The organism is Paracoccus aestuarii, assembly GCF_028553885.1.
Lineage (GTDB): Bacteria > Pseudomonadota > Alphaproteobacteria > Rhodobacterales > Rhodobacteraceae > Paracoccus > Paracoccus aestuarii.
On record NZ_CP067169.1, the window covers coordinates 1340596 to 1365261 of the forward strand.

Sequence of the window (24666 nt, forward strand, 5' to 3'; positions counted from 1 at the left end):
GGGCCGGGGCGGAACGCCGTTCCGCGGGCAGGCGCGGGGGTGGGTTGCACCGGGGCGGGGTTTGGGGCATGTCCCCGCCCTCGATTTGAACTTGCAGGGCGGATGATGACCGGCACGGCGATCAGTTTCGAAGGGGTGGGCAAGACCTATCCCAAGGCCGGCGGGCTGGTGACCGCGCTGGAAGGGGTGGACCTGTCCGTCCCCGAGGGCAGCATCACCGGCATCATCGGCCGGTCCGGCGCGGGGAAATCGACCCTGCTGCGCATGGTCAACGGGCTGGAGCGCCCGACCGAGGGGCGCGTGCTGGTCGCGGGCCACGATGTGGGCCGCGCCCGCGGCGGCGCGCTGCGCGGCATCCGGCGCGATGTCGGGATGATCTTTCAGCATTTCAACCTGCTGGCCTCGCGCAGCGTGCGCGGCAACGTGGCCCTACCGTTGGAGATCGCGGGCCTGCCCCGAGCCCGCATCCGCGCCCGCGTGGACGAGCTGATCGACCAGGTGGGCCTGACCGCCTTGGCCGACCGTTACCCGGCGGAGCTGTCGGGCGGCCAGAAACAGCGCGTCGGCATCGCCCGGGCGCTTGCCACCGGCCCCAAGGTCCTGCTGTCGGACGAGGCGACCAGCGCGCTGGACCCCGAGACGACCCAGACCGTGCTGGAGCTGCTGTCGCGCATCAACCGCGACCTGGGCCTGACCGTCCTGCTGATCACGCATGAGATGGCGGTGCTGCGCGACATCGCCAGTCACATGGCGGTGATCGAGGCGGGGCGTATCGTGGAATCCGGCCCGACCTATGGCATCTTTGCCGCCCCCGCCCATGCGACGACCCGGCGGTTCCTGTCGGGCGTGACGGGCACGGCGCTGCCCGCCTTTGTCGCGGCACGGCTGCAGCCAGACCCGCCGGGCGATCCGGTGATCCGGGTGACCTTTGCGGGCGCCCATGCGACCGATCCGATGCTGGCGCGTCTGGCCACCGATCTGGGCATCAGCGCCAATATCCTGGGCGGCACGATCGAGGAGATCGGCGCGCGCCCCTTCGGCAACCTGCTGATTTCCGTGCCGCTGGACCGGGGCGCCGAGACGCGCGCCTTTCTGGAACGCCACGGGCTGACGACGGAGGTGCTGGGCCATGTCCGCTAACCTGATCCCGATCCTCTGGGATGCGACGCTGCAGACCCTCTACATGGTCGCCGTCTCGGCGATCCTGGGCACGCTTGGCGGGCTGCCGCTTGGCGTGTTCCTGGCCTGCTCGCAGCGCGGCGAGCTGCTGTCGGCGCCGTGGGTCAACAAGCTGCTGGGGCTGGTGGTCAATGCCACGCGCTCGGTCCCCTTCATCATCCTGGTGGTGGCGATCATCCCCTTCACGCGGGCCATCGTCGGCACCTCGATCGGCACGAACGCGGCCATCGTGCCGCTGACCTTGGCCGCGATCCCCTTCATCGCGCGGCTGGTGGAAAACGCCATCCGCGAGGTCGATGCCGGCCTGATCGAAGCCGCCCGCGCCATGGGCGCCACGCCCCTGCAGATCATCCGCAAGGTGCTGATCCCCGAGGCGCTGCCCGGCATCACGCTTGGCCTGACCTTGGCCGTGGTCAGCCTGATCGGCTATTCCGCGATGGTCGGCGCGGTGGGCGGGCAGGGCCTGGGCGATCTGGGCATCCGCTATGGCTATCAGCGCTTCATGCCCGAGGTCATGGCCGCCGTCGTCGTCATCCTGATCGTGATGGTGCAGCTGGTCCAGTCCATCGGCGAATGGATTGCCGCCCGCGTCGACCGCCGCGCGCCCCGCAATCGCGGTGCCTGAGTTTTCCCGCAGACAAGAAAGGACGAATCCCATGCTGCGTCTGACAACCCTCGTATCGGCCCTGGCCCTCTCCTCCGCCGCAATGGCCCAGGACATCACCGTCGGCGTCACCCCCGGCGAACATGGCGAGATCATGGAGAAGGTGGCCGAGGTCGCCGCCCCCCTGGGCCTGAACATCCGGGTCATCGAATTCTCGGACTATGTCGTGCCGAACCAGGCGCTGGCCGATGGCGATCTGGATGCCAACAGCTTTCAGCACCGCCCCTATCTGGAAAACCAGATGAGCGATCGCGGCTTCGCCCTGGTCGAGGCGGGCACCACCATCACCACCCCGATGGGCGTCTATTCCGCGCGCGTCGATGATCTGGCCGATCTGCCCGAGGGCGCGCAGGTGGCCATCCCCAACGATCCCACCAATGGCGGCCGGGCGCTGCTGATCCTGCAGGATCTGGGCCTGGTGACGCTGACCGAGGGCACGGGCCTGGTCCCCAGCACGCTGGACATCGCCGAGAACCCGCGCGGGCTGCGCTTTCTGGAGCTGGACGCCGCGCAGCTGCCCCGCGCGCTGGAGGATGCGGATGCGGCGGTCATCAACACGAATTTCGCCCTGGCCGCGGGCCTGTCCCCGCGCGAGGATTCCATCGCGATGGAAAAGGCCGACAGCCCCTATGTGAACATCATCGTGGTGCAACAGGATCGCGCCGAGGAGCCTTGGGTCCAGACCCTGGTTCAGGCCTATCAGTCGCCCGAGGTCAAGGCCTTCATCGACGAGACCTATGAGGGCGCGGTCATCACCTCGTGGTGACCCGCCGGGCCGCCCCTTGCGGGCGGCCCCCTTCCACCAGCCGATCGACCAGCCCGGCCAGCGCAAACAGGGCCAAGCCCATCGCCGCCAGCAGGACCAGGGCTGCGAACATCAGATCCGTCTGGCCGCGCCCATTGGCCATCAGCATCAGGTATCCCAGCCCCCGGCTGGATCCGACCCATTCCCCCACGATCACCGCGAAGGGCGCATAGACCGCCGCCAGCCGCAGCCCCGAGCCGAGCGCGGGCAGCGCATGGGGCAGCTGGATCAGCCACAGCCTGCGCCACGGCGTCGCCCGCATGGACAGCGCCAGATCCGCAAGCGCCGGCGGCGGGCGCATCAGCGCGTCGAACAGCACCGAGGTCAGCGGGAAATAGGTGACCAGCGCCACCATCACCACCTTGCTGGGCGCGCCATAGCCCAGCCACAGCGTCACGATGGGCGCCAGCGCAAAGACCGGCACCGCCTGCGCCAGAACCAGCATCGGCCGCATCACCGCCCGCGCCACCGGCGACAGCGCCAGGTTCAACGCGGTCACGACCCCCAAGGCCAGCCCCGCCGCCAGCCCCATCCCCAGATTGGCCAAGGTGAAGCGCGCATGGTCGGCCAGCATCCCCGCATGGGTCGCCAGCGCCCGCGCCACCCGCGCGGGGCCGGGCAGGATGAAGGCGGGCACGCCCGTGGCCCAGACCACCCCCTGCCACAGTGCCAGCACCACCAGCGCCAGCCCCGCGCCGCGCAGGATCAGGCGGCCCATGGCTGCGACAGCTCCCGAAACAGCGTGGTCTGCGCGGCCATCACCTCGGGGGCGTCCAGCGGTCGGGGGATCGGCCCGCCCGGCAGGGCCAGCGGGCGGGTCGCCTCAGGCGCGATGGCCCAAGCGCCGTGGCCCAAGCGCGCGGCCTCCAGCGGGTCGTGGGTGATCAGGATCACCGTCCGCCCGGCCAGCAGATCGGCGGCCAGATCCTGCATCGCCGCCTTTGTGGCCGCATCCAGCGCCGAGAAGGGCTCGTCCAGGATCACCACCGGGCGATCCTCGATCAGGGTGCGGGCCAAGGCCACGCGCTGGCGCTGGCCGCCGGACAGCTGGGCGGGGCGGCGATCCTCCAGCCCCGCGAGGCCGACGCGGGCCAAGAGGCCGCGGGCACGGGCGCGGTCGGGCGCCTCGCCCCGCAGGCGGGGGCCGATCACGACATTTTCCAGCGCGCTGGCCCAAGGCAGCAGCTGCGCATCCTGACCCAGCATGGCGACGCCGCCCGGCGGCGGCAGATCGGCGCGCCCCCGAAACCGCGCCGCGACCGGCAGGCCCGCCACGATCCGCCCGAGCGTCGATTTGCCCACCCCCGAGGCCCCCAGCAGGCAGGTCCACGCACCGGGCGGAATGCGCAGGTCCAGCCCGCGCGCCAAGGGCCGGTCGCCCAGCCACAGATCGCCCGCCAGCCGGATCATGTCCGGTCCAGCCCCATCTGCCAGAAGCCGACCTCCAGCTGCGTGGCCTGCCGGAAATGCCGCGCCAGATCATAGGCGCGGGGCAGCGACGGCCAGTCGGGGCCAAGCCGCGCCTCCAGCGCGCCGTCGATCAGCGCGCCGACATCGTGGCAGACCTTCTGGTAATCCGCCCCGCCATAGGTCGCGGTCCATTCGCCGTAAGGCCCGCCGCTGCCCTTATGGATCAGCCCGATCTCGCCATAGCCGAAGACGCAAGGCGCCAGCGCCGCCAGCAGGTCCAGCATGTCGCCCGCATAGCCCGAGGCCTGGACATAGCGCGTATAGGCCATGTTGGCGGGCGATTCCGGGGTCTGCTGCAACATCGCCTCGGTGATGCCCTCGCGGCCGCAGATCTCGACATGCAGCGGCATCTCGCCGTTCAGCAACCCATGCGCGATCGAGGAGGCCAGCGCCATTTCCGACATGCGTTCGGATTTGGCGAAGACCAGCGCCCAGGACCGCGCGAAATGCAGCAGGAACACGTAATCCTGCTGCAGGTAATGCAGGAAGCTGTCGCGGGGCAGGCTGCCCGCCGCCAGTTGGCGCACGAAGGCGTGGTCGACATAAGCGTCCCAATGGGGTGCCGCCGCCTGCCGCCACAGCGCGAAGGCGCGTCCGTAATCAGGGGTCATTGCGGTACCTCGTTCACGTCGATGGCCAGGTCCCGCAGGGCCAGCCCGCCCGGCGTCGCGCCGCGTTCGGCCAGAAACGCCTCGAAGCGCTGATAACGCCCCGCATCCACCGCCGCCGGGCGGCTGGAGAAACGCGGCCAGGTGTCGGGCCATGCGGCCTCGTTCAGCGGCGTCTGCAATTCGGACGCGGTGGCCGAGAAGATGCGCCAAGCCTCGTCGGGGTCGTTCTTGAGGAAATCCGTGGCCCGCGCCGTGGCCTCCAGGAAGGCGCCGACCGCCTCGGGATCCATGCGGTCGGGATTGGCGATATAGACCAGCTCGTCATAGGCGGGGATGCCATGCGCCTCGGGATAGAGGCAGCGGCCGTCGAACCCCTCCAGCCGCAGCTGGTTCAGTTCGAAATTGCGGAAGGCACCGATCACGCCATCGACCTGCCCCGACATCAGCGCCGGAGAGATCGACCAGCCGATATTGATCTGTTCGACATCGCCCGGCACCAGCCCGTCATCGGCCAGCATGGCGTCCAGCATCACCTCCTGCACGCCGGCCACGGCGAAACCCACGCGGCGGCCCGACAGGTCGGCGGGGGTCCGGATGTCGCTGTCGGCCAGCACCACGAGGCAGGTCAGCGGCGTCTCGATCAGGGTGCCGACGCGGATCACCGGCAGGTCCTGATGGCGCGACAGGTGCAGTTGCGGCTGATAGCTGATCGCCAGATCGGCGCGACCGGCCGCCACCATGCGCGGCGGATCGTTGGGGTCCGAGGGGGTGACGACCTGAACCGCAAGCCCCGCATCGGTGAAATAGCCCAGTTCCTCGGCCAGGATGATGGGCGCGTGGTCGGGATTCACGAACCAGTCCAGCATCACCGTCAGGGACGTGTCCGCGTGTGCGGGGGCGGCCATCAGGGCCAAGGCAAGGATATGTCGCATGGGTCCTCAGTCGTTCAGGGCCAGAAGGGCGATGCGCCCCGGCCAGATGGATTGCAGATCGCGCCCCGCGTTATGCGCGCGCAGCCCGGTGCGGCAGGCCAGCACGACGCGCGCGCCCTCGGGCGGGTCCAGATGGGCGATGCGCTCGGGCGGCAGGTGGCGGGCATCCGCACGGAAGGGCGCGGATTCGGCGCGCAGATCGACCAGCAGATCGCCCGGCGCGATCTGGCTTTCGGCGATGAAGGGCAGGGGGGCCTCGGGTTCCGGCGCGCGGTCGAAGCGGAAGCCGCCCATCCGCCAGGCGGCCGCATCCAGGCTGACCAGCCGCCCCAAGGGCGAGGGGTCGTGCCCCAGCAGCACCGCCAGCGCCATCTGCGCCTGCAGCGCGCCGATCATGCCCACGACCGGCCCCATCACCCCCGCCGTGGCGCAGGTCGCCCCCCGCAGCGGCAGGTCGGGGAACACCGCCCGCAGGCTGGGCGCGCCGCCGCAGCAGCCAAGCGCATAGCCCGACAGCGCCAGCGCCGATCCCGCGATCAGCGGCCGCCCGGCGGCCATGCAGGCATCCGAAAGCGTCAGGCTGACCGCGAAGGTATCGGCGCAATCCAGCACCAGATCGGCCCGTGCCACCAGCGCGGGCGCATTGGCGGGCGTCAGCCATTCGGTCAGGGGCGTCACCGTCACATCGGGGTTCAGCGCGGCCATCTGGGCGCTGGCGGCGCGGGCCTTGGGCTGGCCGATCTGGCGCATGGCAAAGATCGGCTGGCGGTGCAGGTTCGTCTCCTCGACGCGGTCTCCGTCGATCAGGGTGATCCGGCCCACCCCCGCGCCGGTCAGATATTGCAGCGCCGGACAGCCCAAGCCCCCCGCGCCCACCACCAGCACATGGGCATCCGTCAGGCGCTGCTGGCCGGCCTCGCCCAGCTCCGGCAGGACCATCTGGCGGGCATAGCGCATCATGGCGCCACCGCCAGCCAGTCGCGCATCCGGCCCTCGGGGTCTGCGTTCAGCGTGATGTCTGTCACCGCCGAGACCACATCCGCCCCCGCAGCCAGCGCCTGCCGCCCGCGATCGGGCGTCAGCCCGCCGATGGCCACAAGGGGCGTCGCGCCGACCAGCGCCTTCCATTCGGTCACGCGGTCCAGGCCCTGTTCGTGCCATTTCATCTTTTTCAGGATCGTCGGCCAGACCGGCCCAAGCGCCACGTAATTGGGCGCCAGCGCCAGCGCGCGGTCCAGCTCGGCATGGTCGTGCGTGGACAGCCCCAGCCGCAGCCCCGCCCGGCGGATCGCGGGGATGTCGGCGTGGTCCAGATCCTCCTGCCCCAGATGCAGCCAGTCGGCGCCTTCCTCGATGGCGATTTCCCAATAATCGTTGACGACCAGCGCCGCGCCGTGGCTGCGCGCCAGTGCCAGCCCGCGCCGGATCTGGTCGCGCAGATCGCCCGGGTCGCGGTCCTTCAGGCGCAGCTGCACCAGCCGCACACCCAAGGGCAGGGCGCGTTCCAGCCAGGCCAGATCGTCGAAGATCGGGTAGAAACGGGGCAAGCTCACAGCCAGGCCTTTCCGATGAGGGGGGTCGAGGGGGCGGCCATCTCGCGCGGCTCCATCGGGTCGGCGGCGCGGGCCAAGGCGCCCGCCTGCACCGCCAGGCCAAAGGCGCGGGCCATGGCTTCGGGGTCGCCCGCCTGCGCCACGGCGGTGTTCAGCAGAACGGCGTCAAAGCCCATCTCCAGCGCCTCGGCCGCGTGGCTGGGCAGGCCGATCCCTGCGTCAATGACCATCGGCACGTCGGGGAAGGCCGCGCGCAGCATCCTGAGGCCATAGCGGTTGTTTAGCCCCAGCCCCGAGCCGATGGGCGCGCCCCAAGGCATCAGCACCTTGCAGCCCGCGTCCAGCAGGCGCCCGGCCAAGACCTGATCCTCGGTCGTGTAGGGAAAGACCTCGAAGCCCTCGGCGGCCAGCGTCTCGGCGGCCTCCAGCAGGCCGAACGGGTCGGGCTGGAGCGTGTCGGCATGGCCGATCACCTCCAGCTTGATCCAGTTCGTCTCGAACACCTCGCGCGCCATGCGGGCGGTGGTGACGGCCTCGCGTGCGCTGTGACAGCCGGCGGTGTTGGGCAGCACGCGCACGCCCAGATCGCGGATCAGCGACCAGAAGGCCTGGCCCTGGCCGCCCTCGCGCCGCAGGGACACGGTGGCCACGCCCGCCCCGCTGGCGCGAAAGGCCGCCTGCAGGATGGCGGGCGAGGGATATTGCGCCGTCCCTAGCATCAGGGGCGAATCAAGGGTGATCCCGTAGAAATCGCGCATCTCAGCCCCCCTGCATCGGGGCCAGCACCTCGAGCCGGTCGCCGTCGCGCAGCGCCTGCGAGGGCCGCGCCGATGAGGGGACGAACTCCCCGTTCAGCGCGGTGGCGACGCGGGCCTCGGCCCAGCCCAGCTCGGCCAAGGCATCGGCAAGCGTGGTGGCGGCGATGTCGCGGGCGGTCCCGTTGACCTCAATCCTCATGGATCAGTTCTCCCTTGATTCGGTCGGTCAGGTAATCGGCCGCATGGCGCGCCAGCGCCGGGGCCATCAGATAGCCGTGGCGGAAAAGGCCGTTCAGGTGCAGCACCCGGCCCCGCACCACCACGCGGGGGATGTTGTCGGCAAAGGCCGGGCGCAGGTCGGCGCCCAGTTCGACGATCGACCCCTCGGCGAAGCGCGGATCCAGCGCATAGGCGGCCGAGAGCAGCTCCAGCGCGGAGCGGGCGGTGACGGGGGCGCGACTGGCGCTTTCGATCTGGGTCGCGCCCAGCATGAACAGCCCCGCCTCGCGCGGCACGATATAGAGGGGGTGGCGCGGATGCAGCAGCCGCACCGGGCGCGACAGGGTGATGTCGGGCGCGTGCAGGACCGCCATCTCGCCCCGCACGCCGCGCAGGCCGGGCAGGGGGGCGGCCAAGCCGCGGGCGTCGATGACCGGGCCTTGGATGTCGTCCGGCTCGGCCTCGGCGTGTTCGATGGCGATGCCTTGGGCGGACAGGGTGGCGATCAGGTCGGCCAGCGCGCGGCGGGGGTCCAGATGCGCCTCGGACGGGACATGCAGCCCCGCGCGGTGATGGGCAAGGCCCGGTTCCAGATCGCCCGGCGCGCAGGGCTGATGCGCGGGGCAGCGGCGGGCAAAGCGGGTCAGCTCGGCCCGGTCGCGGTCCAAGGCGACGACCAGCGTGCCGCGGCGGGTGACGGGGGTGATCGCCGCCCAGGCAGCGGCGGCTTGCGATCCGAGGCTGGTGATGACGGGCTCGGCCGTGACACCCTCGCAATGGGACGCCAGCATGCCGCCCGCCCACCAGGAACAGCCATGCGGCCCCGGCGGGCCGTTGCGGTCCAGGATGCGGGGGGTGATGCCGCGGCGCGCCAGCTCATGCGCGGCAAATAGGCCCGCGACGCCTGCACCGATGATGGTGATCTCAGCCATCGGCCCAGACCGCGTGGAAGTGATGCACCGGCCCGTGGCCCGAGCCGACCGCCAGCCCGTCCGCCGCCGCGATCGCACCCTGCAGATAGCGATGCGCGACCCCCACGGCCAGCGGCAGGTCCAGCCCCTGCGCCAAGCCCGCCGCGATCGCCGCCGACAGGGTGCAGCCCGTGCCATGGGTGTTGCCCGTCGCCTGACGGGGGGCGGTGAATTCGGTGATGCCTTGGGCCGTCACCAGCAGGTCGGTGCACGAGGCCCCCTCGGCATGGCCGCCCTTCATCAGCACCGCCCGTGCCCCCAGATCCAGCAGCGCGCGCCCCTGCCGCGCCATCTCCGCCGCATCGCGGGCGGGGGCGCAATCCAGCAGGCGCGCGGCCTCGGGCAGGTTCGGGGTCAGCAGCGTCGCATGGGGCAGCATCACGGAACGCAGTGCGTCCAGCGCGCTGTCGGGCAGCAGCATGTCGCCCGATTTCGCGACCATCACCGGGTCCAGCACCACCGGCAACCCGCGCCCGGCCAGACCGTCCGCCACGGCGGCGATGGCATCGGCATCCCCCAGCATGCCCAGCTTAACGGCGCGCACATCCAGATCGTCGAAGACCGCCGCCATCTGCGCCGCGATCATCGCGGGGCTTGCCGGTTCGACCCGGGCCACGGTCCGGGTGTTCTGCGCGGTCAGCGCGGTGATCACGCTGGCCCCATAGACGCCGAGCGCCGAGAAGGTCTTCAGGTCGGCCTGGATTCCCGCGCCGCATGGCCCGGATCAGGTTCGATGGGTTGGCGCGATGCCTCTCAGCCCCGGACGGGGCACCCCAACGGTTGCATCCCTGACGGTAATGGCGGGGGCGGGCAGGTGCAAGGGGTGCTTGGGCATGGACTTCGGGGGCGCACTGGCGTATGGCACCGCCTTTGGCTCCGCATGTCCGGGGCGGCGGGTGCAGGGTGGGCCGGTCGCAGCGACGCAAGGTGCCGTCCATCGGGTCCCGCGCGGGCCCCCGCATTTGGCGAATCACATGACTGACATCACGATCCCGGCGCCCCTTCAGGCGGCGCTGGCTGACAAGGGCTATGACAGCCTGACCTCCGTGCAGACCGCCGTTCTGGCCCCCGATGCGCAGGGGCGCGACGTGCTGGTCTCGGCCCAGACCGGGTCGGGCAAGACCGTGGCCTTTGGCCTCGCCATCGGCGCCGACCTGCTGGAGGGCGACAGCCTGCCCCAGACCGAACGCCCGCTGGCCTTGGCCATCGCGCCCACGCGCGAACTGGCGCTGCAGGTCGCGCGGGAACTGGAATGGCTCTATGCCGGGGCGGGGGCGCAGATCGCGACCTGTGTCGGCGGCATGGATTACCGCAACGAACGCCGCGCCCTGCAGCGCGGCGCGCAGATCGTCGTCGGCACGCCCGGCCGCCTGCGCGACCATATCGACCGGGGCAGTCTGGACCTGTCCGACCTGCGCGCCGCCGTCCTGGACGAGGCCGACGAGATGCTGGACCTGGGCTTCCGCGAGGATCTGGAATTCATCCTGGGCGCCGCGCCCGAGGAACGCCGCACGCTGATGTTCTCGGCCACGGTGCCGCCCGCGATCGAGAAGCTGGCCCGCGACTTCCAGCGCGACGCGTTGCGCATCAGCGCCCAGGGCGAGGCGCGCCAGCACGGCGACATCGCCTATCGCGCCTATTCCGTGACGCCGCGCGACCGCGAACCGGCGATCTTCAACCTGCTGCGCATCCACGAGGCGCAGACCGCCATCGTCTTCTGCAAGACGCGGGCCAATGTGAACCACCTGCTGGCGCGCATGTCGAACCGCGGCTTCAAGGCCGTGGCCCTGTCGGGCGAGCTGTCCCAGCAGGAACGCACCCATGCCCTGCAGGCGCTGCGCGACGGGCGCGCGCGGGTCTGCATCGCCACCGACGTGGCCGCGCGCGGGATCGACCTGCCGGGGCTGGAGCTGGTGATCCATGCCGACCTGCCCACCAATCCTGAAACCCTGCTGCACCGGTCGGGCCGGACGGGGCGGGCGGGGTCCAAGGGGGTCTCGGCGCTGATCGTGCCCTCGTCGGATTACAAGCGCGCGCAGCGGCTGCTGCAGAATGCCAAGGTCGTGGCGGAATGGCTGAAGGCGCCCTCGGCCGACGAGGTGCGCGAGCGTGACGACCAGCGCATGCTGGACCATCCCGCGCTGCGCGATCCGGCGGGCGAGGATGCGCCCTTGGCCGCCCAGCTGCTGGAACGCTTCGGCGCCGAACAGGTCGCGGTGGCCTTCCTGCGGATGTGGCGCGAAGGCCGCCCCGCCGCCGAGGAGCTGATGGAGACGATGGCCCCGCCCGCGCCCATGGCCCCGCGCCAGCCGCGCGAATTCGGCCCCGCCGTCTGGTTCACCCTGTCGGTCGGCCATTCCGGCCGGGCCGAGGCGCGCTGGCTCTTGCCCAAGATCTGCGATGCGGGCGGGATCACCAAGGACGGCATCGGCGCGATCCGCGTGCGCCAGGACCTGTCCTATGTCCAGATCGCGGCGCCCTTGGCCGACCGCTTCGGCGATTTCATCGAGATCAGCGACGAGGTCACCATGCGCCGCATGGAGGGCGAACCCCAGCTGGACGCCCCGGTCGAACGCGCCCCGCGCCCGTCCTATCGCGACAAGCCCGCCCGCGAGGATCGGCCCGCCCGCAAGCCCGCACCGCGCAAGGACGCCACCCATGACCAGCGGGTGAAATCCGCCAAGGGGGGCTGGGTGCCCGATGACGCGCCCATGGACGATCCGCGCCCGGCCGTGAAGCCCTGGAAGAAGAAGACCACCGCCGATGGCGGCGCGGGCAAGCCCGCATGGGCCAAGCCCAAGCCCCGCGCCGACAAGGCCGGCGGCCCCAAGCCGCATCGCAAGGGGCCCAAGCGCCCCTCCTGATCTGCCCGTATTTCGGGCAGGCCGCCCGTTTCCCTGCAGATGCTGCAGGCCCGCGCCCGGAACCCCGTGACAGGGATCCGGGCGCGACGCGTTGGTGCCATGAAATGTCGCAATTGGTGTTGCCAGCGCCGCGAACCGCCGCTTAACCTGCCCCTTGCGCTGAACAACCAACGACAACACGGAGAGCGCCTTTTGCTGGACGACCGCCACGGCGATGCTTTCGTCGCCTTCGAGCATGTGCAAAAAAGCTATGATGGTCAGACGCTTGTCGTCAAGGACCTGAACCTTTCCATCGGCCGGGGTGAATTTCTGACCATGCTGGGCCCGTCGGGGTCCGGCAAGACGACCTGCCTGATGATGCTGGCGGGCTTCGAGACCGCCACCCATGGCGAGATCCGCCTGGACGGCCGCCCGATCAACCAGGTCCCGCCCCACAAGCGCGGCATCGGCATGGTGTTCCAGAACTATGCCCTGTTCCCGCATATGACCGTGGGCGAGAACCTGTCCTTTCCCCTGGAGGTCCGGGGGATGTCGAAATCCGAACGCGAAAGCCGCATCAAGCGGGCGCTGGACATGGTGCAGATGGGGGCCTTCGCCAACCGCCGCCCGGCCCAGCTGTCAGGCGGGCAGCAGCAGCGCATCGCCTTGGCCCGCGCGCTGGTTTTCGATCCCGAACTGGTGCTGATGGACGAACCCCTGGGCGCGCTGGACAAGCAGCTGCGCGAACATATGCAGTTCGAGATCAAGCACCTGCACGAGAAACTGGGAATCACCGTCGTCTATGTCACCCATGATCAGGGCGAGGCGCTGACCATGTCCGACCGGATCGCCGTCTTCAATGACGGGCGCATCCAGCAGCTGGCCCCGCCCTCGGCGCTCTATGAACGCCCCGAGAACAGCTTTGTCGCCAGCTTCATCGGGGAAAACAACGCCCTGGCCGGCGTGATCGAGGATCTGCAGGGCGATAAGGCGCTGGTGCGACTGGACGGGGGCGGGGTGATCGACGCCACCGCCGTCAACATCCGCGAAAAGGGCCAACGCACCACCGTCTCCATCCGCCCCGAACGGGTCGAGTTCAAGCCCGAGATGATGCCCCCCGGCGCCCATACGATCGAGGCCCGCGTGGCCGAGGTGATCTATATGGGCGACATCCTGCGCGCCCGCCTGTCGGTCGCGGGCAGCGACAATTTCGTCATGAAGATGCGCAACACCATCGGCCAGACACGGCTGGAGCCGGGCCAGACCCTGCGCATCGGCTGGCATCCCCAAGATGCCCGCGCCCTGGACCCCATCTGAGAAACCTGTCGGAGTTCGTTTAATGAAAAGACTTCTTGTCCTCAGCACCGCGATCGGCGGGATGGCGGCCCCGGCCTTGGCCGATGTGAACCTGCTGTCCTGGGGCGGGGCCTATGGCAACAGCCACCTGGAGGCCTATGCCAAGCCCTTCACGGCGGAAACCGGCATCACCGTCATCATGTCGGATGCCGACAACCCCGCCACGCCGATCAAGGCCCAGGTCGAGGCGAACAACGTCTCCATCGACGTGGCCTCGGTCGAATATGCCGATGCCGTCCGGCTCTGCGACGAGGGCGCGCTGGAGGTCCTGGACCCCGCCATGCTGGTCGCGGCCGAGGACGGCACCGCCGCCGAGGATGACTTCATCGAGGGCGCGATCACGGAATGCTTCGTCGCGACCGACGTCTATTCGATGGTCCTGGCCTTCAACGACACGGCCTTCCCCGATGCCAAGCCCGCAAGCCCCGCGGATTTCTTCGATCTGGAGGCCTTTCCCGGCAAGCGCACCATGCGCCGCGGCGCCAAGTTCAACCTGGAACTGGCGCTGATGGCCGATGGCGTGCCTGCCGCCGAGGTCTATGAGGTCCTGGCCACCCCGGAGGGCGTGGACCGCGCCTTCGCGAAACTGGACAGCATCAAACCCGAGGTCATCTGGTGGGAGGCCGGCGCCCAGCCCCCGCAGCTGCTGGCCGATGGCGAGGTCAGCATGGCCTATGCCTTCAACGGGCGCATCTTCAACGCGGCCCAGGCCGACGGCCAGCCCTTCGAGATCATCTGGGACGGCCAGATCTACGAGATGGAGGGCTGGGTGATCCCGCGCGGCGCGCCCAACATGGAACAGGCGCTGGAATTCGTGGCCTGGACCACCGCACCCGCGCCCCAGGCCCGGGCTGCGGAATTCATCAGCTATGGCCCGCCGCGCCGCTCGGCCGCGGCGATGGTCGGGAATATCGAGGGCACGGATCAGCCGATGGGCCCGAACCTGCCCACCTTCGAGGAGAACATGACCAACGCCTTGGGGTCGGACCTGGAATTCTGGGTCGACCGCGACGGCGAGCTGAACGAGCGGTTCAACAGCTGGGTCGCCGGCTGACGGAACGGGCCGGGCGCCCATGCCCGGCCCCGCCTCCCATCGGGGGCCAATCACAACGGGCAGAAAGCCCGACCACCCAACGGGAGAGAACACATGAAGTCCACCCTGATCCTGTCCACGGCCCTGACCGGCCTGGCCTTCGCCGCCTCCGCGCAGGAGGTCAACGTCGTCTCTTGGGGCGGCGCCTACGAGACCAGCCAGGTCGAGGCCTACAACAAGCCCTTCACCGAAGAGACCGGCATCCGCGTCAACATGATCGCCGCCGACAACCCGGCAACGCCCCTGCGCGCCCAGGTCGAGGCGCGCAACGTCACGGGCGACGTCTTCGATGTCGAGGTCAGCGACGCCATCCGCCTCTGCGACGAGGGCGCGCTGATGGAGATCGACCCCGCCGACCTGCCCGCGGCCCCCGACGGCACCGCCGCCGCCGATGATTTCGTGCCGGGCGCGCTGTTGGATTGCGCGGTCGCCAACATCGTCTGGGGCACGGTCATCGCCTTCAACACCACCAAGTTCGACGAGGGCGCCCCCGCCACCGCGGCCGATTTCTTCGACCTCGAGGCCTTCCCCGGCCAGCGCGGCCTGCCGCGCAACCCCAAGCGGACGCTCTATCTGGCGCTGATCGCCGATGGGGTGCCCGCCGAGGAGGTCTATGAGGTGCTGGGCACCGACGAGGGCGTGGACCGCGCCTTCGCGAAGCTGGACACGATCAAGTCCCAGACCGTCTGGTGGGAGGCCGGCGCCCAGCCCGTGCAGCTGCTGGCCGATGGCGAGGTCGTCATGACCACCGCCTATAACGGCCGCGTCTTCGACGCCATGGTGGCCGAGAACCAGCCCTTCGAGATCATCTGGGATGGCCAGTACATGGACATGGACATGTTCGTGATCCCGAAGGATGCACCGAACCCGGAGGCGGCGATGGAATACCTGAAATTCGCCACCGACACGCAGCGGCTGGCCGATCAGGCGCGCTACATCGCCTATGGCCCGGCGCGGCAATCCTCGGCGGCGCTGGTGGGCCTCTATCAGGATGGCGTGACCGAGATGGGCCCGCATATGCCCACCAGCCCCGAGGCGTTGGCCAATGCCGTGATGGACGACCCGGAATTCTGGGCCGACCACGCGGCCGAGCTGACCGAGCGCTTCAACAGCTGGCTGGCATCCTCCTGATCCGAAACGCCGCCGCCCCGCCCATGGGGTGGCGGCCCTGACCGCCGGGGACGACATGGCGAACGCCGCACTTGATCCACATGCCGCCATCGCGACCACCGCATCCGGGCTGGGGCCTGCGCTGACCACCGCCGACGGCCAGCCGCTGGCCCGGGCCTTGGCGCGCAGCCAGCGCCGCGCGCGACGCCGGGCGTTCCTGCTGGTGCTTCCGCTGCTGGCCTTCATCGTCATCACCTTCGTCGTGCCGATCGGCCAGATGCTGCAGCGGTCCTTCTATAATGATGGCTTCTCGGCCAACATGCCGCAGGTCTCGGCCTGGTTCGCGGCGACCGAGCGCGGCACCGATCCCGACGACGCGGCCTGGACCGCGCTGGCCCAGGACCTGGTCGCCAGCGCCGATGCGCGCAGCATCGGCGTGGTGGGGACGCGGGTCAATTACGACATGCCGGGCACGCGGTCACTGTTCACCGCCACGGGCCGCCAGGTGCGCGGCGGATTGGAGCCACCCTATCGCGAGGCCCTGCTGGAGATCAACGACAGCTGGGGCGATCCCCGCCTGTGGTCGGTCATGCGCGAGGCCTCGACCCCCGTCACCGCCAATTTCTATCTGTCGGCCGTGGACCGCACCCGCGACGAGGATGGCCGCATCCAGCAGGTCGCCGAACAGCAGCGCATCTATCTGACGCTTTTCTGGCGGACCTTCTGGCTGTCGGCGGTGATCACGGGGCTGACCTTCGTGCTGGGCTTTCCCATCGCGCATCTGCTGGCCACGCTGCCCATGCGACAGTCGAACCTGCTGATGATCCTGGTGCTGCTGCCCTTCTGGACATCGCTGCTGGTGCGGACGACCAGCTGGATGGTGCTGCTGCAGCAGCAGGGCGTGGTGAACGACATCCTGGTCTGGATGGGCGTGATCGGCGGCGGGCAGCGGCTGCAGATGATCTATAACCAGACCGGCACGATCATCGCGATGACGCATATCCTGCTGCCCTTCATGATCCTGCCGCTCTATTCGGTGATGCGCACGATCAACCCGTCCTATGTGCGCGCGGCGCGCAGCCTGGGCGCGACCAGCTGGACCGCGTTCCGGCGCGTCTATTTCCCGCAGACCCTGCCGGGGCTGGGGGCGGGGGCGATGCTGGTCTTCATCCTTGCGGTCGGATATTACATCACGCCCGCGCTGGTCGGCGGATCCTCGGGGCAGCTGATTTCCAACATGATCGCCCAGCATATGACGGGCACGCTGAACTGGTCGCTGGCGGCGGCGCTGGCCGCCCTGCTGCTGGGGGCGGTTCTGGTGCTCTACTGGCTCTATGATCGCCTTGTGGGCGTCGACAACCTGAAACTGGGATAAGCCATGGCCGTTCCGACCTATACCAGCCCGCTGGAGCGTATCTGGCATTACACCTATCTGGCGATCTGCGCGGCGATCTTCTTCTTTCTGATCGCGCCGATCCTGGTGATCATCCCGCTCAGCTTCAATGCCGAGCCCTATTTCACCTTCACCCCCGCGATGCGGTCGCTGGACCCGGACGGGTTCAGCCTGCGCTGGTATGAGAGCCTGCTGACCTTCGGGATGCAGAACCCCTCGGCCGAGGGCTGGGCCTTCTGGTCGGATGCCTGGACCAACGCCAACTGGGTGAAGGCGGCCAAGAACTCGATCATCATCGGGGTGTTCTCGACCATCGTGGCGACCGTGCTTGGGACGCTGGCGGCCTTGGGCCTGTCGCGCCCCGAGATGCCGTTCCGCCGCGCGATCATGGCGATCCTGATCTCGCCCATGATCGTGCCGCTGATCATCACGGCGACGGGGATGTTCTTCTTCTATTCGAACCCCTGCGAGCTGCTGGTCCTGGTCGGGCTGGATCCGCAATGCGGGCGGCTGGCGGGCACCTATCTGGGGGTGATCCTGGCCCATGCGACCCTGGGCATTCCCTTCGTGATCATCACGGTGACGGCGACGCTGGTGGGGTTCGACCAGTCGCTGAACCGCGCCGCCGCCAGCCTGGGGGCCAGCCCGCGGCGGACCTTCTTCAAGGTGACGATGCCGCTGATCCTGCCGGGGGTGATCTCGGGGGCGCTGTTCGCCTTCGTCACCTCGTTCGACGAGGTGGTGGCGGTGCTGTTCATCGCAGGCCCCGACCAGCAGACCATCCCGCGGCAGATGTGGAACGGCATCCGCGAGCAGATCAGCCCGGCCATCCTGGCGGTGGCGACGCTGCTGGTGATCTTCTCGATCGCGCTGCTGACCACGGTCGAGCTGCTGCGCCGCCGGTCTGAACGCATCCGCGGCGTCACCCCGCGATGACGCCCGAGGAGCTGGAGGACGAGGCCGCCCGTCCCGCGCCGCCGGCCTATCCGGCGATCACGCGGGCCGAGCGCGCGCATGGCCGCCGTCTGGCCGCGATCCATGACATGTATCGCGCCGAGCTGGACGCCGTTGCCCGGATGCTGGAGGCAATCCGCAGCCAGGGGGCGGATGCGGGGGCCCTGGCCCCCGCCATCGAGGGCACCCAGCTGTCGCGGAACCTGGCGCGGTTCGGCACGGCCTGCGGGCGGGACTGCGCGCTGCTGCAGAACCATCACGACATCGAGGAGCAATGGGTCTTTCCCGCGCTGTCCGAGCGGGGCGGGGCGGCGCTGGCCCCGGTGATCCGGCGCCTGATGGAGGAGCATCGCGTCATCCACCGCCTGATCGGCGAGCTGGCCGAGGCGGCGCGCGATCTGGGCCGCGACGCATCCGCCAGCGGGTTCGAGACCTGCGCCGCGCGCTTCACCCGGCTGGACCGGGCGATCCGGTCGCATTTCGGCTATGAGGAGCGGGCGTTGGAGGAACCTCTGGGGGCGTTGCGCGTGCCCATCTGACGGCGGGGATTGCGTCCCGCGACGGCGGGGGGACTGGCCGTCCCCCCGCACCCCCCTGCGCGCCGCGCATCGGGGCGGGCCTCAGGGCAGGATCGCCAGCCACATCCAGATCGACAGGGTCGACAGGGCTGTGCCCACCAGCACGCTGGAGGCCGCGACCCGTCGCGCCGCCCCGTAGATATTGGCAAAGAGATAGGCGTTCACCCCCGGCGCCATCGCCGCGGTCAGCACCGCCGATCGCATCCCGTCCCGGTCGAGGCCGAGCGCCGCCCCCGTCCCGAAGACGATCGCCGGGTGCAGGATCAGCGACGCCGCGCAGCAGAGCACGATGGCGCCCAAGTCACCCTCGGGGCGGTAGCGGTAGAGCACGCCGCCCAGGCCGAAGAGCGCGGCGGGCAGGGCGGCGCGCGCCACCATGTCGGCCGCGTCCCAGAAGCCCTGCGGCAGGACCAGACCCGCCTGCGTCAGCAGGTTCACCGTCAGCCCCGCGATGATCCCGATGACCAGCGATGTCCGCAGCACGCCGGTCAGCGCGCGCAGCGCCACCCGGCCCACCGAGAGGCCGCTGCCGCGGGCGCGGGTGAACTCCATCACCGTGATCCCGAAGGTGTAGAGCAGCGGCGAATGCAGCGCGATGATCGCCCAGTTGCCCGCCAGCGCATCCGGCCCATAAGCGCGTTCGGTGATCGGCACCCCCAGCAGCAGCGTGTTGGAAAACAGGCAGACGAAGCCGATCGCCACGCAATCGGCGGGGGGTCGGTGGAACAGGAACCGCGCCCCCGCCCAGCCCGCCGCAAAGGCCGCGAAGGCCCCCAGATAGAAGGGGATCAGTAGCTGCGCGCGGAACTCGGTCCCCAGATCCAGCCGGGCCATCGACACGAAGAGCAGCGTCGGCACCGCGAAATTCTGGGCGAAGCTCATTAGCCCGTCCACCGCCGAGGCGCTGAACCAGCCGCGCCAGGACACCAGATAGCCGAATCCCACGACCAGAAAGACCGGCAGGATGATCGTGAAAAGCGCGCTCATGCCGCGGGGGGCAGGTCGGGGGTGGCCGCGCCGGCATGAAGGACCAGCCCGTCATGGGCGGGGATGACGTGATCGGGGGTGCCGGCCGCGACCTGGTCATAGTCCATGTCGATATGCATGTTCGTCAAGACGGCGCGGGCGGGGCGGGCGCGGGCCACCCAATCCAGGGCAAGGGCCAGATGGGCATGGCTGGGATGAGGCTCGGGGCGCAGCGCGTCGATGATGAAGACCTCGGCCCCCTCGATCAGGGGCCAGGCGGGGTCGGGGATGTCCGAGACATCGGGCAGATAGACCAGCCCGCCGATGCGGAAGCCCAAGGCGGTGATCTCGCCATGCTGGACGCGGAAGGGGATCAGGGTCACGGGGCCGCCGGGGCCGTCCACCGTCACCCTGCCGGTGATCGGGTTCAGGGTGCAGATCGGGGGATACTGGCTGCCCTCGGGCGTCTGGAAGACATAGCCGAAGCGGCTGGCCAGCGCCTCGGCCGTGGGTTCGTCCGCCCAGAGCGGCAGGATCCGGCGGGCGTTGAAGACCAGCTGGCGCAGGTCGTCGATGCCGTGGACATGGTCGGCATGGGCATGGGTATAGACCACGGCGTCCAGCTCGGGGATGTCGGCATCCAGAAGCTGGGGGACCAGGTCGGGACCGGTATCGATCAGCACGCGCGTGCGCCCCCCGGGCCCGTCGCGTTCGACCAGCAGCGAACAACGGCGGCGGCGGTTGCGCGGATTGGCCGGATCGCAGGCGCCCCACCGGTTCCCCAGCCTGGGCACCCCGCCCGAGGATCCGCAGCCCAGGATCGTGGCGCGGATCTGGTCGCTCATCGGGCGGCCTTGGGAAAGAGGCGGTCGAAATTCGCCTCGGTCGCGGCGGCGAATTCGGCGGGGGTCAGGCCGAAGACCTGCGCGCCGGTGGCGGCGGTATGGGCGACATAGGCGGGCTCGTTCCGGCGGCCGCGATGGGGGGGCGGGGCCAGATAGGGGCTGTCGGTTTCCACCAGGATGCGGTCCAGGGGGGCGGCGGCGAAGATCCGGCGCAGGTCGTCGGACCGGGGAAAGGCCGCGATGCCCGACATGGACAGGTAGAAATCCAGATCCAGCGCCGCCCGGGCCAGCGCCGCGGACGAGCTGAAGCAATGCATCACGCAGCCGAAGGCCCCCGCCGCATGTTCGCGCGTTAGGATGCGGGCCATGTCGTCATCGGCGTCGCGGGCATGGATGATCAGCGGCAGGCCGGTGCGGCGCGCGGCCTCGATATGGATGCGCAGGCTGTCCTGCTGGGCGCGGGCGCTGTCGGCGGTGTAGTGGTAATCCAGCCCCGTCTCGCCGATGCCCACGAATTTCGGATGGGCGGCCAGGGCGGTCAGGTCCTCGACCGTGACCATGGGTTCGTCCGCCACGCTCATCGGATGGGTGCCGGCGGCGTAGAAGACGCCCTCATGCGCCTCGGCCAGGGCGCGCACGGCGGGTTCCTGGCGCAGGCGGGTGCAGATGGTGACCATGCGATGCACGCCCGCGGCGCGGGCGCGGTCGATCAGGGCGGCATGTTCGCCGTCGAAATCGGGGAAATCCAGGTGGCAATGGCTGTCGGTCAGGCGCGGCGCCGCGTCGGTCATCTGTCAGGCCTTGGTCAGGGACGCTTGCGCGGGCGGCAATTGCGCCAGTTCCAGGACCATATCCATCACCAAGGCGGCAGGGTCAAGGTTGACCGCCCGGCCCGCGCGGGCCCGGGCGGAGAGGCGGGCCTGCGCCTCGGCCCAGATGCGGGCGGCATGGTCGTCGGGCGACAGCCGCGCCATCAGCGCGCCCTCGCCACGCGCGGCCTGGGGCAGGGGGGCGCCCATCAGCCCCGCCCGCGCCAGCCGCGTGACGAAGCGGTCCAGCACGGTGATCGTCAGATCGAAGGGGTCGCCATCGGCGCCTGCGCGCCCCGCCGCGCCATCGGCGAATTTCGCGGCCAGCAACCGGTCCATCCGGGGCAGGGTCGAAAACAGGTCTACCAGGTCCTGATAGCGGTCGAGGCCCCCCTGACCGGCCAGCCGCAGCGCCTCGCCCACCGATCCGTCGGACAGGGCCGACAGCGCCTCGGCATCCTCGTTCAGGCCCAGGTCCGACAAGAGGCCCGACATCTGGCGCGGCGCCAGCGGGTGCAGGCGCAGCGTGCGGCAGCGCGACCGGATCGTGGGCAGCAGGCGCGCGGGCTGATGCGCGATCATCAGGATCAGCGCGTCCGAAGGCGGCTCCTCCAGCACCTTCAGCAGGGCATTGGCGGCGGCGGTGTTCATGTCTTCGGCGGCGTCGATGATGGCCACGCGCCGCCCCCCCTCGGCCGCCGAGAGGTGAAAGAAGGACAGCAGGCGCCGGATCTCGTCCACGGTGATCTCGGCCCGCAGGCGGCCGGTCTTGTCGTCCCAAGGGCGGCGGATCAGGGCCAGGCGGGGTTCGGACAGGGCGGCGATGCGGCGTGCCTCGGGGCGGTCGGGATCGGTGTCGAGGCCCGGCCCGTTGCCCCCCGCCAGCATCCGCCGCGCGATGGCCCAGGCCAGCGTCGCCTTGCCGACCCCGCGCGGCCCGGTCAGCAGCCAGGCATGGTGCAGCCGCTCGCCCCGGGCGGCGTCGAGAAAGGCGTCGATCGCGGCATCCTGGCCGATCACCCGCGCCGTGTGGCGGGGATGGGGCGCGCCGGGCACGCGGTCGGGTTCGGGGATGTCCTCGGGTTCGGTCTTCACAGTGCGGCCCGGATGCGGTGGGCCACCTGGTCGGGGTCGCCCGATCCGTCGATCAGGCGCACCCGGCCCGGATATTCGGCGGCCAGCGCGCGAAAGCCCAAGGCCAGCCGTTCCTGAAAGGCCAGGCCCAGGCTTTCGAACCGATCCTCGGACCCGCCGCGGGCGGTGCCGCGCGCCAGGCCGGTGCGCGGCTCGATGTCGATGACGAAGGTGCGGTCGGGTTCCACCCCGATCATCAGGTCGTGCAGCCGGTCCACCATGGCGCGCAGATCGCCGCGCGCGGCGCCCTGATAGATGCGGGTGCTGTCGGCGAAGCGGTCGGTGACGACCACGCGCCCCGCCTTAAGCGCCGGGCGGATGGTGCGTTCCAGATGGTCGCGCCGCGCGGCGGTGAACAGCAGGCATTCCGTCTCGGGGGACCAGCGTTCGCCGGCGCCTTCGACCAGCAGGCGGCGGATCTCCTCGGCGCCGGGGCTGCCGCCGGGTTCGCGGGTCAGCACCACGTCGCGGCCCTGCGCGCGCAGATGGTCGGCCAGCAGCCGGGCCTGGGTGGATTTGCCGCAGCCGTCGATGCCCTCCAGACTGATCAGCATCAGCCGGTGACGGCCGTGATCGCGCGCTGCGCCAGGTGCATGACCGCGCCGCGCATGCGGCCCAGCAGCCCGGCCTCGGGGACGTCGCGGGTGGCCAGAAGCGGCGTGACCGCGTCGCGGGTGCCGGGAATGGTCACGACCAGCTGGCCCACCCGGTCGCCGCGGGCGATGGGGGCGGGGATGGGGCTGTCATAGACGACCTCGACCCGGACCTGGTCCTGCACGCCCGCGGGGACCAGCACGTTGACGCCGTTTTCCGTGGTCAGCCCGACGCGGGAGGCGGTGCCCAGCCAGACCGGGGCCTCGACGACCGTCTCGCCCGCGGGGACGAGGCTCTGCATGGTAAATTGGCGGAAGGCCCAGTTGACGATGCGTTCGGATTCCTCGGCCCGCGCGCGGTCCGACTGCAGCCCGCTGATGGCAAAGATCACCCGGCGCCCGTCCTGCACCGCGGATCCGACCAGGCCATAGCCCGCCTCCTGCGTGTGGCCTGTCTTGAGCCCGTCGGCCCCGATCCCGAGCCGCAGGATCGGGTTGCGGTTGTAGCGGTTCGACGGCGCACGGTTGTCGAAGGCATATTCCGTCATCGCGAAATCGCCGTAATACTGGGGGAAATCCTCGATCAGGCGCAGGGCGACGATGCCCAGATCCTCGGCCGACATGACATGGCCTTGGGCGGGCCAGCCGGTGGAGTTCACGAAGACCGAATGTTCCAGCCCGATCTGGCGGCCGCGTTCGGTCATCTGCCGGGCAAAGGCCTCCTCGGTGCCGGCCAGGCCCTCGGCCACGACGACGCAGGCATCATTGCCCGACAGCACGATGATGCCCTTGATCAGCTCCTCGACGGTGGGGCGGTCCAGCTCGTTGAGAAACATGGTCGATCCGCCCATCTGGCGGGCGCGGGTCGAGACGGGCAGGCGCGTGTCCATCTGGACGCGGCCCTCGTCCAGCGCCTCGAACAGCATGTAGAGCGTCATCAGCTTGGACATCGACGCGGGCGGCAGGGGGGTGTCCGCGTTCTTTTCCATCAGGACCGTGCCCGTGGGCACGTCATAGACCCAGGCCGATGTGGCCGTGGTGTCGAAGGCACGCGCAGGGCCCGCCAAGGCCAGCGCGGCGGCGAACCAGATCAGGTAGGCGCGCATGATATGTCCCTTTGTCTCTCTGGGCGGATGGTTACATGATGGCCCCGGACCCCGCAACGCGCGATCCCGGGGCGATCGTGAAAGTTGATCAGCGGCCCACCGCCTCGCGCCAATGCCTGCGGCAGAGCGAGACATAGGTCTCGTTCCCGCCGACCTGGACCTGGTCGCCCTCGGTGATCGCGCGGCCGCTGTCATCCTGGCGGATCACCATCGTGGCCTTCTTGCCGCAATGGCAGATGGTGCGCACCTCGCGCATGTCGTCGGCCAAGGCCAGCAGGGCCGCGGATCCGGGAAACAGCTCGCCCCGGAAATCCACGCGCAGGCCATAGCACATGACCGGCACCCCCAGATCGTCGGCGGCGCGGGCCAGCTGCCAGACCTGGTCGCGGGTCAGGAACTGGGCCTCGTCGATGAAGATGCAGGCGGGGCGGGGCAGGGCGTCGCGGATCAGCGCAAACAGGTCCGTGCCGCTGTCGAAGGACCGGGCCTCGTCCGCGATGCCGATGCGGCTGGCGATGCGGCCGCGGCCCGCGCGGTCGTCCAGCGCCGCCGTCAGCATCAGCGTCGTCATCCCGCGTTCGCGATAGTTGTAGGATGCCTGCAGCAAAAGCGTGCTCTTGCCGGCATTCATCGTCGAGTAGTTGAAATAGAGCTTGGCCATCCTGCCCGCGCCTTACCCGCAGGCGGCGGGGGGGACAAGACAAAGAAAGGGCGGCGAAGGTCC

The 24666-nt window shown here is 70.0% G+C and carries 27 protein-coding genes; 10 read left to right on the forward strand and 17 right to left on the reverse strand.

All coding sequences use genetic code 11. The annotated features are described in order from the left end of the window. The first annotated feature begins 102 nt into the window (after positions 1-102). Genes JHW48_RS06885 through JHW48_RS06895 form a run of 3 tightly spaced genes read left to right on the forward strand, consistent with a single transcriptional unit; the run spans position 103 to position 2609 of the window. Positions 103-1140 carry a methionine ABC transporter ATP-binding protein gene (locus JHW48_RS06885; protein ID WP_419182404.1) on the forward strand — a complete coding sequence of 346 codons (1038 nt, stop codon included), beginning with the start codon at positions 103-105 and terminating at the stop codon, positions 1138-1140. Further along, entirely contained in the window at positions 1130-1804 is a 675-nt protein-coding gene (locus tag JHW48_RS06890) for a methionine ABC transporter permease (RefSeq protein ID WP_119887497.1), read from the forward strand. Before JHW48_RS06885 ends, JHW48_RS06890 begins: the two co-directional genes overlap by 11 nt. Before the next feature lie 31 nt (positions 1805-1835). Next, positions 1836-2609 carry a MetQ/NlpA family ABC transporter substrate-binding protein gene (locus JHW48_RS06895; protein WP_119887496.1) on the forward strand — a complete coding sequence of 258 codons (774 nt, stop codon included), beginning with the start codon at positions 1836-1838 and terminating at the stop codon, positions 2607-2609. Here JHW48_RS06895 and JHW48_RS06900 read toward each other — a convergent pair. Genes JHW48_RS06900 through thiD form a run of 10 tightly spaced genes read right to left on the reverse strand, consistent with a single transcriptional unit; the run spans position 2596 to position 9865 of the window. Next, positions 2596-3366: an ABC transporter permease gene (locus tag JHW48_RS06900; RefSeq protein WP_119887495.1), complete on the reverse strand. Its 771-nt coding sequence runs from the start codon at positions 3364-3366 to the stop codon at positions 2596-2598. The two genes, JHW48_RS06895 and JHW48_RS06900, sit on opposite strands and share 14 nt — an antisense overlap. Continuing rightward, positions 3354-4058, reverse strand: coding sequence for an ABC transporter ATP-binding protein (locus JHW48_RS06905; protein WP_119887494.1), 705 nt, complete (start codon positions 4056-4058; stop codon positions 3354-3356). Before JHW48_RS06905 ends, JHW48_RS06900 begins: the two co-directional genes overlap by 13 nt. After that, positions 4055-4729, reverse strand: a complete 675-nt coding sequence (locus JHW48_RS06910) for a TenA family protein (RefSeq protein WP_119887493.1) — start codon at positions 4727-4729, stop codon at positions 4055-4057. The genes JHW48_RS06905 and JHW48_RS06910 overlap by 4 nt, the downstream gene beginning before the upstream one ends. Then, positions 4726-5661 (reverse strand): ABC transporter substrate-binding protein, encoded by a 936-nt coding sequence (locus tag JHW48_RS06915; protein ID WP_119887492.1) that lies wholly within the window; start codon positions 5659-5661, stop codon positions 4726-4728. Before JHW48_RS06915 ends, JHW48_RS06910 begins: the two co-directional genes overlap by 4 nt. A 6-nt stretch (positions 5662-5667) precedes the next feature. Continuing rightward, entirely contained in the window at positions 5668-6621 is a 954-nt protein-coding gene (locus JHW48_RS06920; protein ID WP_119887491.1) for a HesA/MoeB/ThiF family protein, read from the reverse strand. Then, positions 6618-7214, reverse strand: a complete 597-nt coding sequence (locus tag JHW48_RS06925) for a thiamine phosphate synthase (RefSeq protein WP_119887490.1) — start codon at positions 7212-7214, stop codon at positions 6618-6620. Before JHW48_RS06925 ends, JHW48_RS06920 begins: the two co-directional genes overlap by 4 nt. Then, complete coding sequence (locus tag JHW48_RS06930) at positions 7211-7972, reverse strand: thiazole synthase (protein WP_119887489.1); 762 nt, start codon at positions 7970-7972, stop codon at positions 7211-7213. The genes JHW48_RS06925 and JHW48_RS06930 overlap by 4 nt, the downstream gene beginning before the upstream one ends. A gap of 1 nt (position 7973) precedes the next feature. Next, complete coding sequence (gene thiS, locus JHW48_RS06935) at positions 7974-8171, reverse strand: sulfur carrier protein ThiS (protein WP_119887488.1); 198 nt, start codon at positions 8169-8171, stop codon at positions 7974-7976. Continuing rightward, positions 8161-9123 (reverse strand): FAD-dependent oxidoreductase, encoded by a 963-nt coding sequence (locus JHW48_RS06940; protein ID WP_119887487.1) that lies wholly within the window; start codon positions 9121-9123, stop codon positions 8161-8163. Before JHW48_RS06940 ends, thiS begins: the two co-directional genes overlap by 11 nt. Beyond that, entirely contained in the window at positions 9116-9865 is a 750-nt protein-coding gene (gene thiD, locus JHW48_RS06945; protein WP_272835850.1) for a bifunctional hydroxymethylpyrimidine kinase/phosphomethylpyrimidine kinase, read from the reverse strand. The genes JHW48_RS06940 and thiD overlap by 8 nt, the downstream gene beginning before the upstream one ends. Before the next feature lie 271 nt (positions 9866-10136). Between thiD and JHW48_RS06950 the strand changes: the two genes are divergently transcribed. The 7 genes from JHW48_RS06950 (at position 10137) to JHW48_RS06980 (ending at position 18450) form a co-directional block, all read left to right on the forward strand. Then, complete coding sequence (locus JHW48_RS06950; protein ID WP_272835827.1) at positions 10137-12026, forward strand: DEAD/DEAH box helicase; 1890 nt, start codon at positions 10137-10139, stop codon at positions 12024-12026. Positions 12027-12218: 192 nt separating this feature from the next. Next, the gene (locus JHW48_RS06955) at positions 12219-13322 is read left to right on the forward strand and encodes an ABC transporter ATP-binding protein (protein WP_170152371.1); all 1104 of its coding nucleotides are present in this window, start codon (positions 12219-12221) and stop codon (positions 13320-13322) included. A 22-nt stretch (positions 13323-13344) separates the two neighbouring features. After that, positions 13345-14415 (forward strand): ABC transporter substrate-binding protein, encoded by a 1071-nt coding sequence (locus JHW48_RS06960; protein ID WP_119887653.1) that lies wholly within the window; start codon positions 13345-13347, stop codon positions 14413-14415. Between the two features lie 93 nt (positions 14416-14508). Then, positions 14509-15585, forward strand: a complete 1077-nt coding sequence (locus JHW48_RS06965; protein ID WP_119887654.1) for an ABC transporter substrate-binding protein — start codon at positions 14509-14511, stop codon at positions 15583-15585. A gap of 55 nt (positions 15586-15640) precedes the next feature. After that, positions 15641-16939 (forward strand): ABC transporter permease, encoded by a 1299-nt coding sequence (locus JHW48_RS06970; protein ID WP_119887657.1) that lies wholly within the window; start codon positions 15641-15643, stop codon positions 16937-16939. Between the two features lie 3 nt (positions 16940-16942). After that, a complete protein-coding gene (locus JHW48_RS06975) occupies positions 16943-17893 on the forward strand; it encodes an ABC transporter permease (protein WP_119887655.1) in 951 nt (316 codons plus the stop codon). Beyond that, on the forward strand, positions 17890-18450 hold the full coding sequence (locus JHW48_RS06980) for a hemerythrin domain-containing protein (RefSeq protein ID WP_119887656.1): 561 nt from the start codon (positions 17890-17892) through the stop codon (positions 18448-18450). Before JHW48_RS06975 ends, JHW48_RS06980 begins: the two co-directional genes overlap by 4 nt. 81 nt (positions 18451-18531) lie before the next feature. Here JHW48_RS06980 and JHW48_RS06985 read toward each other — a convergent pair whose 3' ends face one another. From JHW48_RS06985 to JHW48_RS07015, 7 genes are all read right to left on the reverse strand, one after another. Further along, a complete protein-coding gene (locus tag JHW48_RS06985) occupies positions 18532-19476 on the reverse strand; it encodes an AEC family transporter (protein WP_119887439.1) in 945 nt (314 codons plus the stop codon). After that, on the reverse strand, positions 19473-20300 hold the full coding sequence (locus tag JHW48_RS06990) for an MBL fold metallo-hydrolase (protein ID WP_119887438.1): 828 nt from the start codon (positions 20298-20300) through the stop codon (positions 19473-19475). Before JHW48_RS06990 ends, JHW48_RS06985 begins: the two co-directional genes overlap by 4 nt. Next, positions 20297-21091, reverse strand: coding sequence for a TatD family hydrolase (locus JHW48_RS06995; protein ID WP_272835828.1), 795 nt, complete (start codon positions 21089-21091; stop codon positions 20297-20299). The genes JHW48_RS06990 and JHW48_RS06995 overlap by 4 nt, the downstream gene beginning before the upstream one ends. A 3-nt stretch (positions 21092-21094) precedes the next feature. Continuing rightward, complete coding sequence (locus JHW48_RS07000; RefSeq protein WP_119887436.1) at positions 21095-22204, reverse strand: DNA polymerase III subunit delta'; 1110 nt, start codon at positions 22202-22204, stop codon at positions 21095-21097. Continuing rightward, a complete protein-coding gene (gene tmk, locus JHW48_RS07005) occupies positions 22201-22797 on the reverse strand; it encodes a dTMP kinase (protein ID WP_119887435.1) in 597 nt (198 codons plus the stop codon). Before tmk ends, JHW48_RS07000 begins: the two co-directional genes overlap by 4 nt. Next, positions 22797-23942 (reverse strand): D-alanyl-D-alanine carboxypeptidase family protein, encoded by a 1146-nt coding sequence (locus JHW48_RS07010; protein ID WP_119887434.1) that lies wholly within the window; start codon positions 23940-23942, stop codon positions 22797-22799. Before JHW48_RS07010 ends, tmk begins: the two co-directional genes overlap by 1 nt. Positions 23943-24030: 88 nt before the next feature. Continuing rightward, positions 24031-24603, reverse strand: a complete 573-nt coding sequence (locus JHW48_RS07015; RefSeq protein WP_119887433.1) for a thymidine kinase — start codon at positions 24601-24603, stop codon at positions 24031-24033. Positions 24604-24666: the final 63 nt, after the last annotated feature.

Excerpts from the sequence above, each read along its gene's own strand:
- tmk (WP_119887435.1), bottom strand. The coding sequence starts at position 22,797 with ATGCTGATCAGTCTGGAGGGCATCGACGGCTGCGGCAAATCCACCCAG.
- JHW48_RS06915 (WP_119887492.1), bottom strand. The coding sequence starts at position 5,661 with ATGCGACATATCCTTGCCTTGGCCCTGATGGCCGCCCCCGCACACGCG.
- JHW48_RS06930 (WP_119887489.1), bottom strand. The coding sequence starts at position 7,972 with ATGCGCGATTTCTACGGGATCACCCTTGATTCGCCCCTGATGCTAGGG.
- JHW48_RS06920 (WP_119887491.1), bottom strand. The coding sequence starts at position 6,621 with ATGATGCGCTATGCCCGCCAGATGGTCCTGCCGGAGCTGGGCGAGGCC.
- JHW48_RS06980 (WP_119887656.1), top strand. The coding sequence starts at position 17,890 with ATGACGCCCGAGGAGCTGGAGGACGAGGCCGCCCGTCCCGCGCCGCCG.
- JHW48_RS07010 (WP_119887434.1), bottom strand. The coding sequence starts at position 23,942 with ATGCGCGCCTACCTGATCTGGTTCGCCGCCGCGCTGGCCTTGGCGGGC.
- JHW48_RS06885 (WP_419182404.1), top strand. The coding sequence starts at position 103 with ATGATGACCGGCACGGCGATCAGTTTCGAAGGGGTGGGCAAGACCTAT.
- JHW48_RS06960 (WP_119887653.1), top strand. The coding sequence starts at position 13,345 with ATGAAAAGACTTCTTGTCCTCAGCACCGCGATCGGCGGGATGGCGGCC.
- thiS (WP_119887488.1), bottom strand. The coding sequence starts at position 8,171 with ATGAGGATTGAGGTCAACGGGACCGCCCGCGACATCGCCGCCACCACG.
- JHW48_RS06970 (WP_119887657.1), top strand. The coding sequence starts at position 15,641 with ATGGCGAACGCCGCACTTGATCCACATGCCGCCATCGCGACCACCGCA.
- JHW48_RS06950 (WP_272835827.1), top strand. The coding sequence starts at position 10,137 with ATGACTGACATCACGATCCCGGCGCCCCTTCAGGCGGCGCTGGCTGAC.
- JHW48_RS06910 (WP_119887493.1), bottom strand. The coding sequence starts at position 4,729 with ATGACCCCTGATTACGGACGCGCCTTCGCGCTGTGGCGGCAGGCGGCG.
- JHW48_RS06965 (WP_119887654.1), top strand. The coding sequence starts at position 14,509 with ATGAAGTCCACCCTGATCCTGTCCACGGCCCTGACCGGCCTGGCCTTC.
- JHW48_RS06895 (WP_119887496.1), top strand. The coding sequence starts at position 1,836 with ATGCTGCGTCTGACAACCCTCGTATCGGCCCTGGCCCTCTCCTCCGCC.
- JHW48_RS06985 (WP_119887439.1), bottom strand. The coding sequence starts at position 19,476 with ATGAGCGCGCTTTTCACGATCATCCTGCCGGTCTTTCTGGTCGTGGGA.
- JHW48_RS06905 (WP_119887494.1), bottom strand. The coding sequence starts at position 4,058 with ATGATCCGGCTGGCGGGCGATCTGTGGCTGGGCGACCGGCCCTTGGCG.
- JHW48_RS06975 (WP_119887655.1), top strand. The coding sequence starts at position 16,943 with ATGGCCGTTCCGACCTATACCAGCCCGCTGGAGCGTATCTGGCATTAC.
- JHW48_RS06900 (WP_119887495.1), bottom strand. The coding sequence starts at position 3,366 with ATGGGCCGCCTGATCCTGCGCGGCGCGGGGCTGGCGCTGGTGGTGCTG.
- JHW48_RS06940 (WP_119887487.1), bottom strand. The coding sequence starts at position 9,123 with ATGGCTGAGATCACCATCATCGGTGCAGGCGTCGCGGGCCTATTTGCC.
- JHW48_RS06995 (WP_272835828.1), bottom strand. The coding sequence starts at position 21,091 with ATGACCGACGCGGCGCCGCGCCTGACCGACAGCCATTGCCACCTGGAT.
- JHW48_RS06990 (WP_119887438.1), bottom strand. The coding sequence starts at position 20,300 with ATGAGCGACCAGATCCGCGCCACGATCCTGGGCTGCGGATCCTCGGGC.
- JHW48_RS07015 (WP_119887433.1), bottom strand. The coding sequence starts at position 24,603 with ATGGCCAAGCTCTATTTCAACTACTCGACGATGAATGCCGGCAAGAGC.
- JHW48_RS06890 (WP_119887497.1), top strand. The coding sequence starts at position 1,130 with ATGTCCGCTAACCTGATCCCGATCCTCTGGGATGCGACGCTGCAGACC.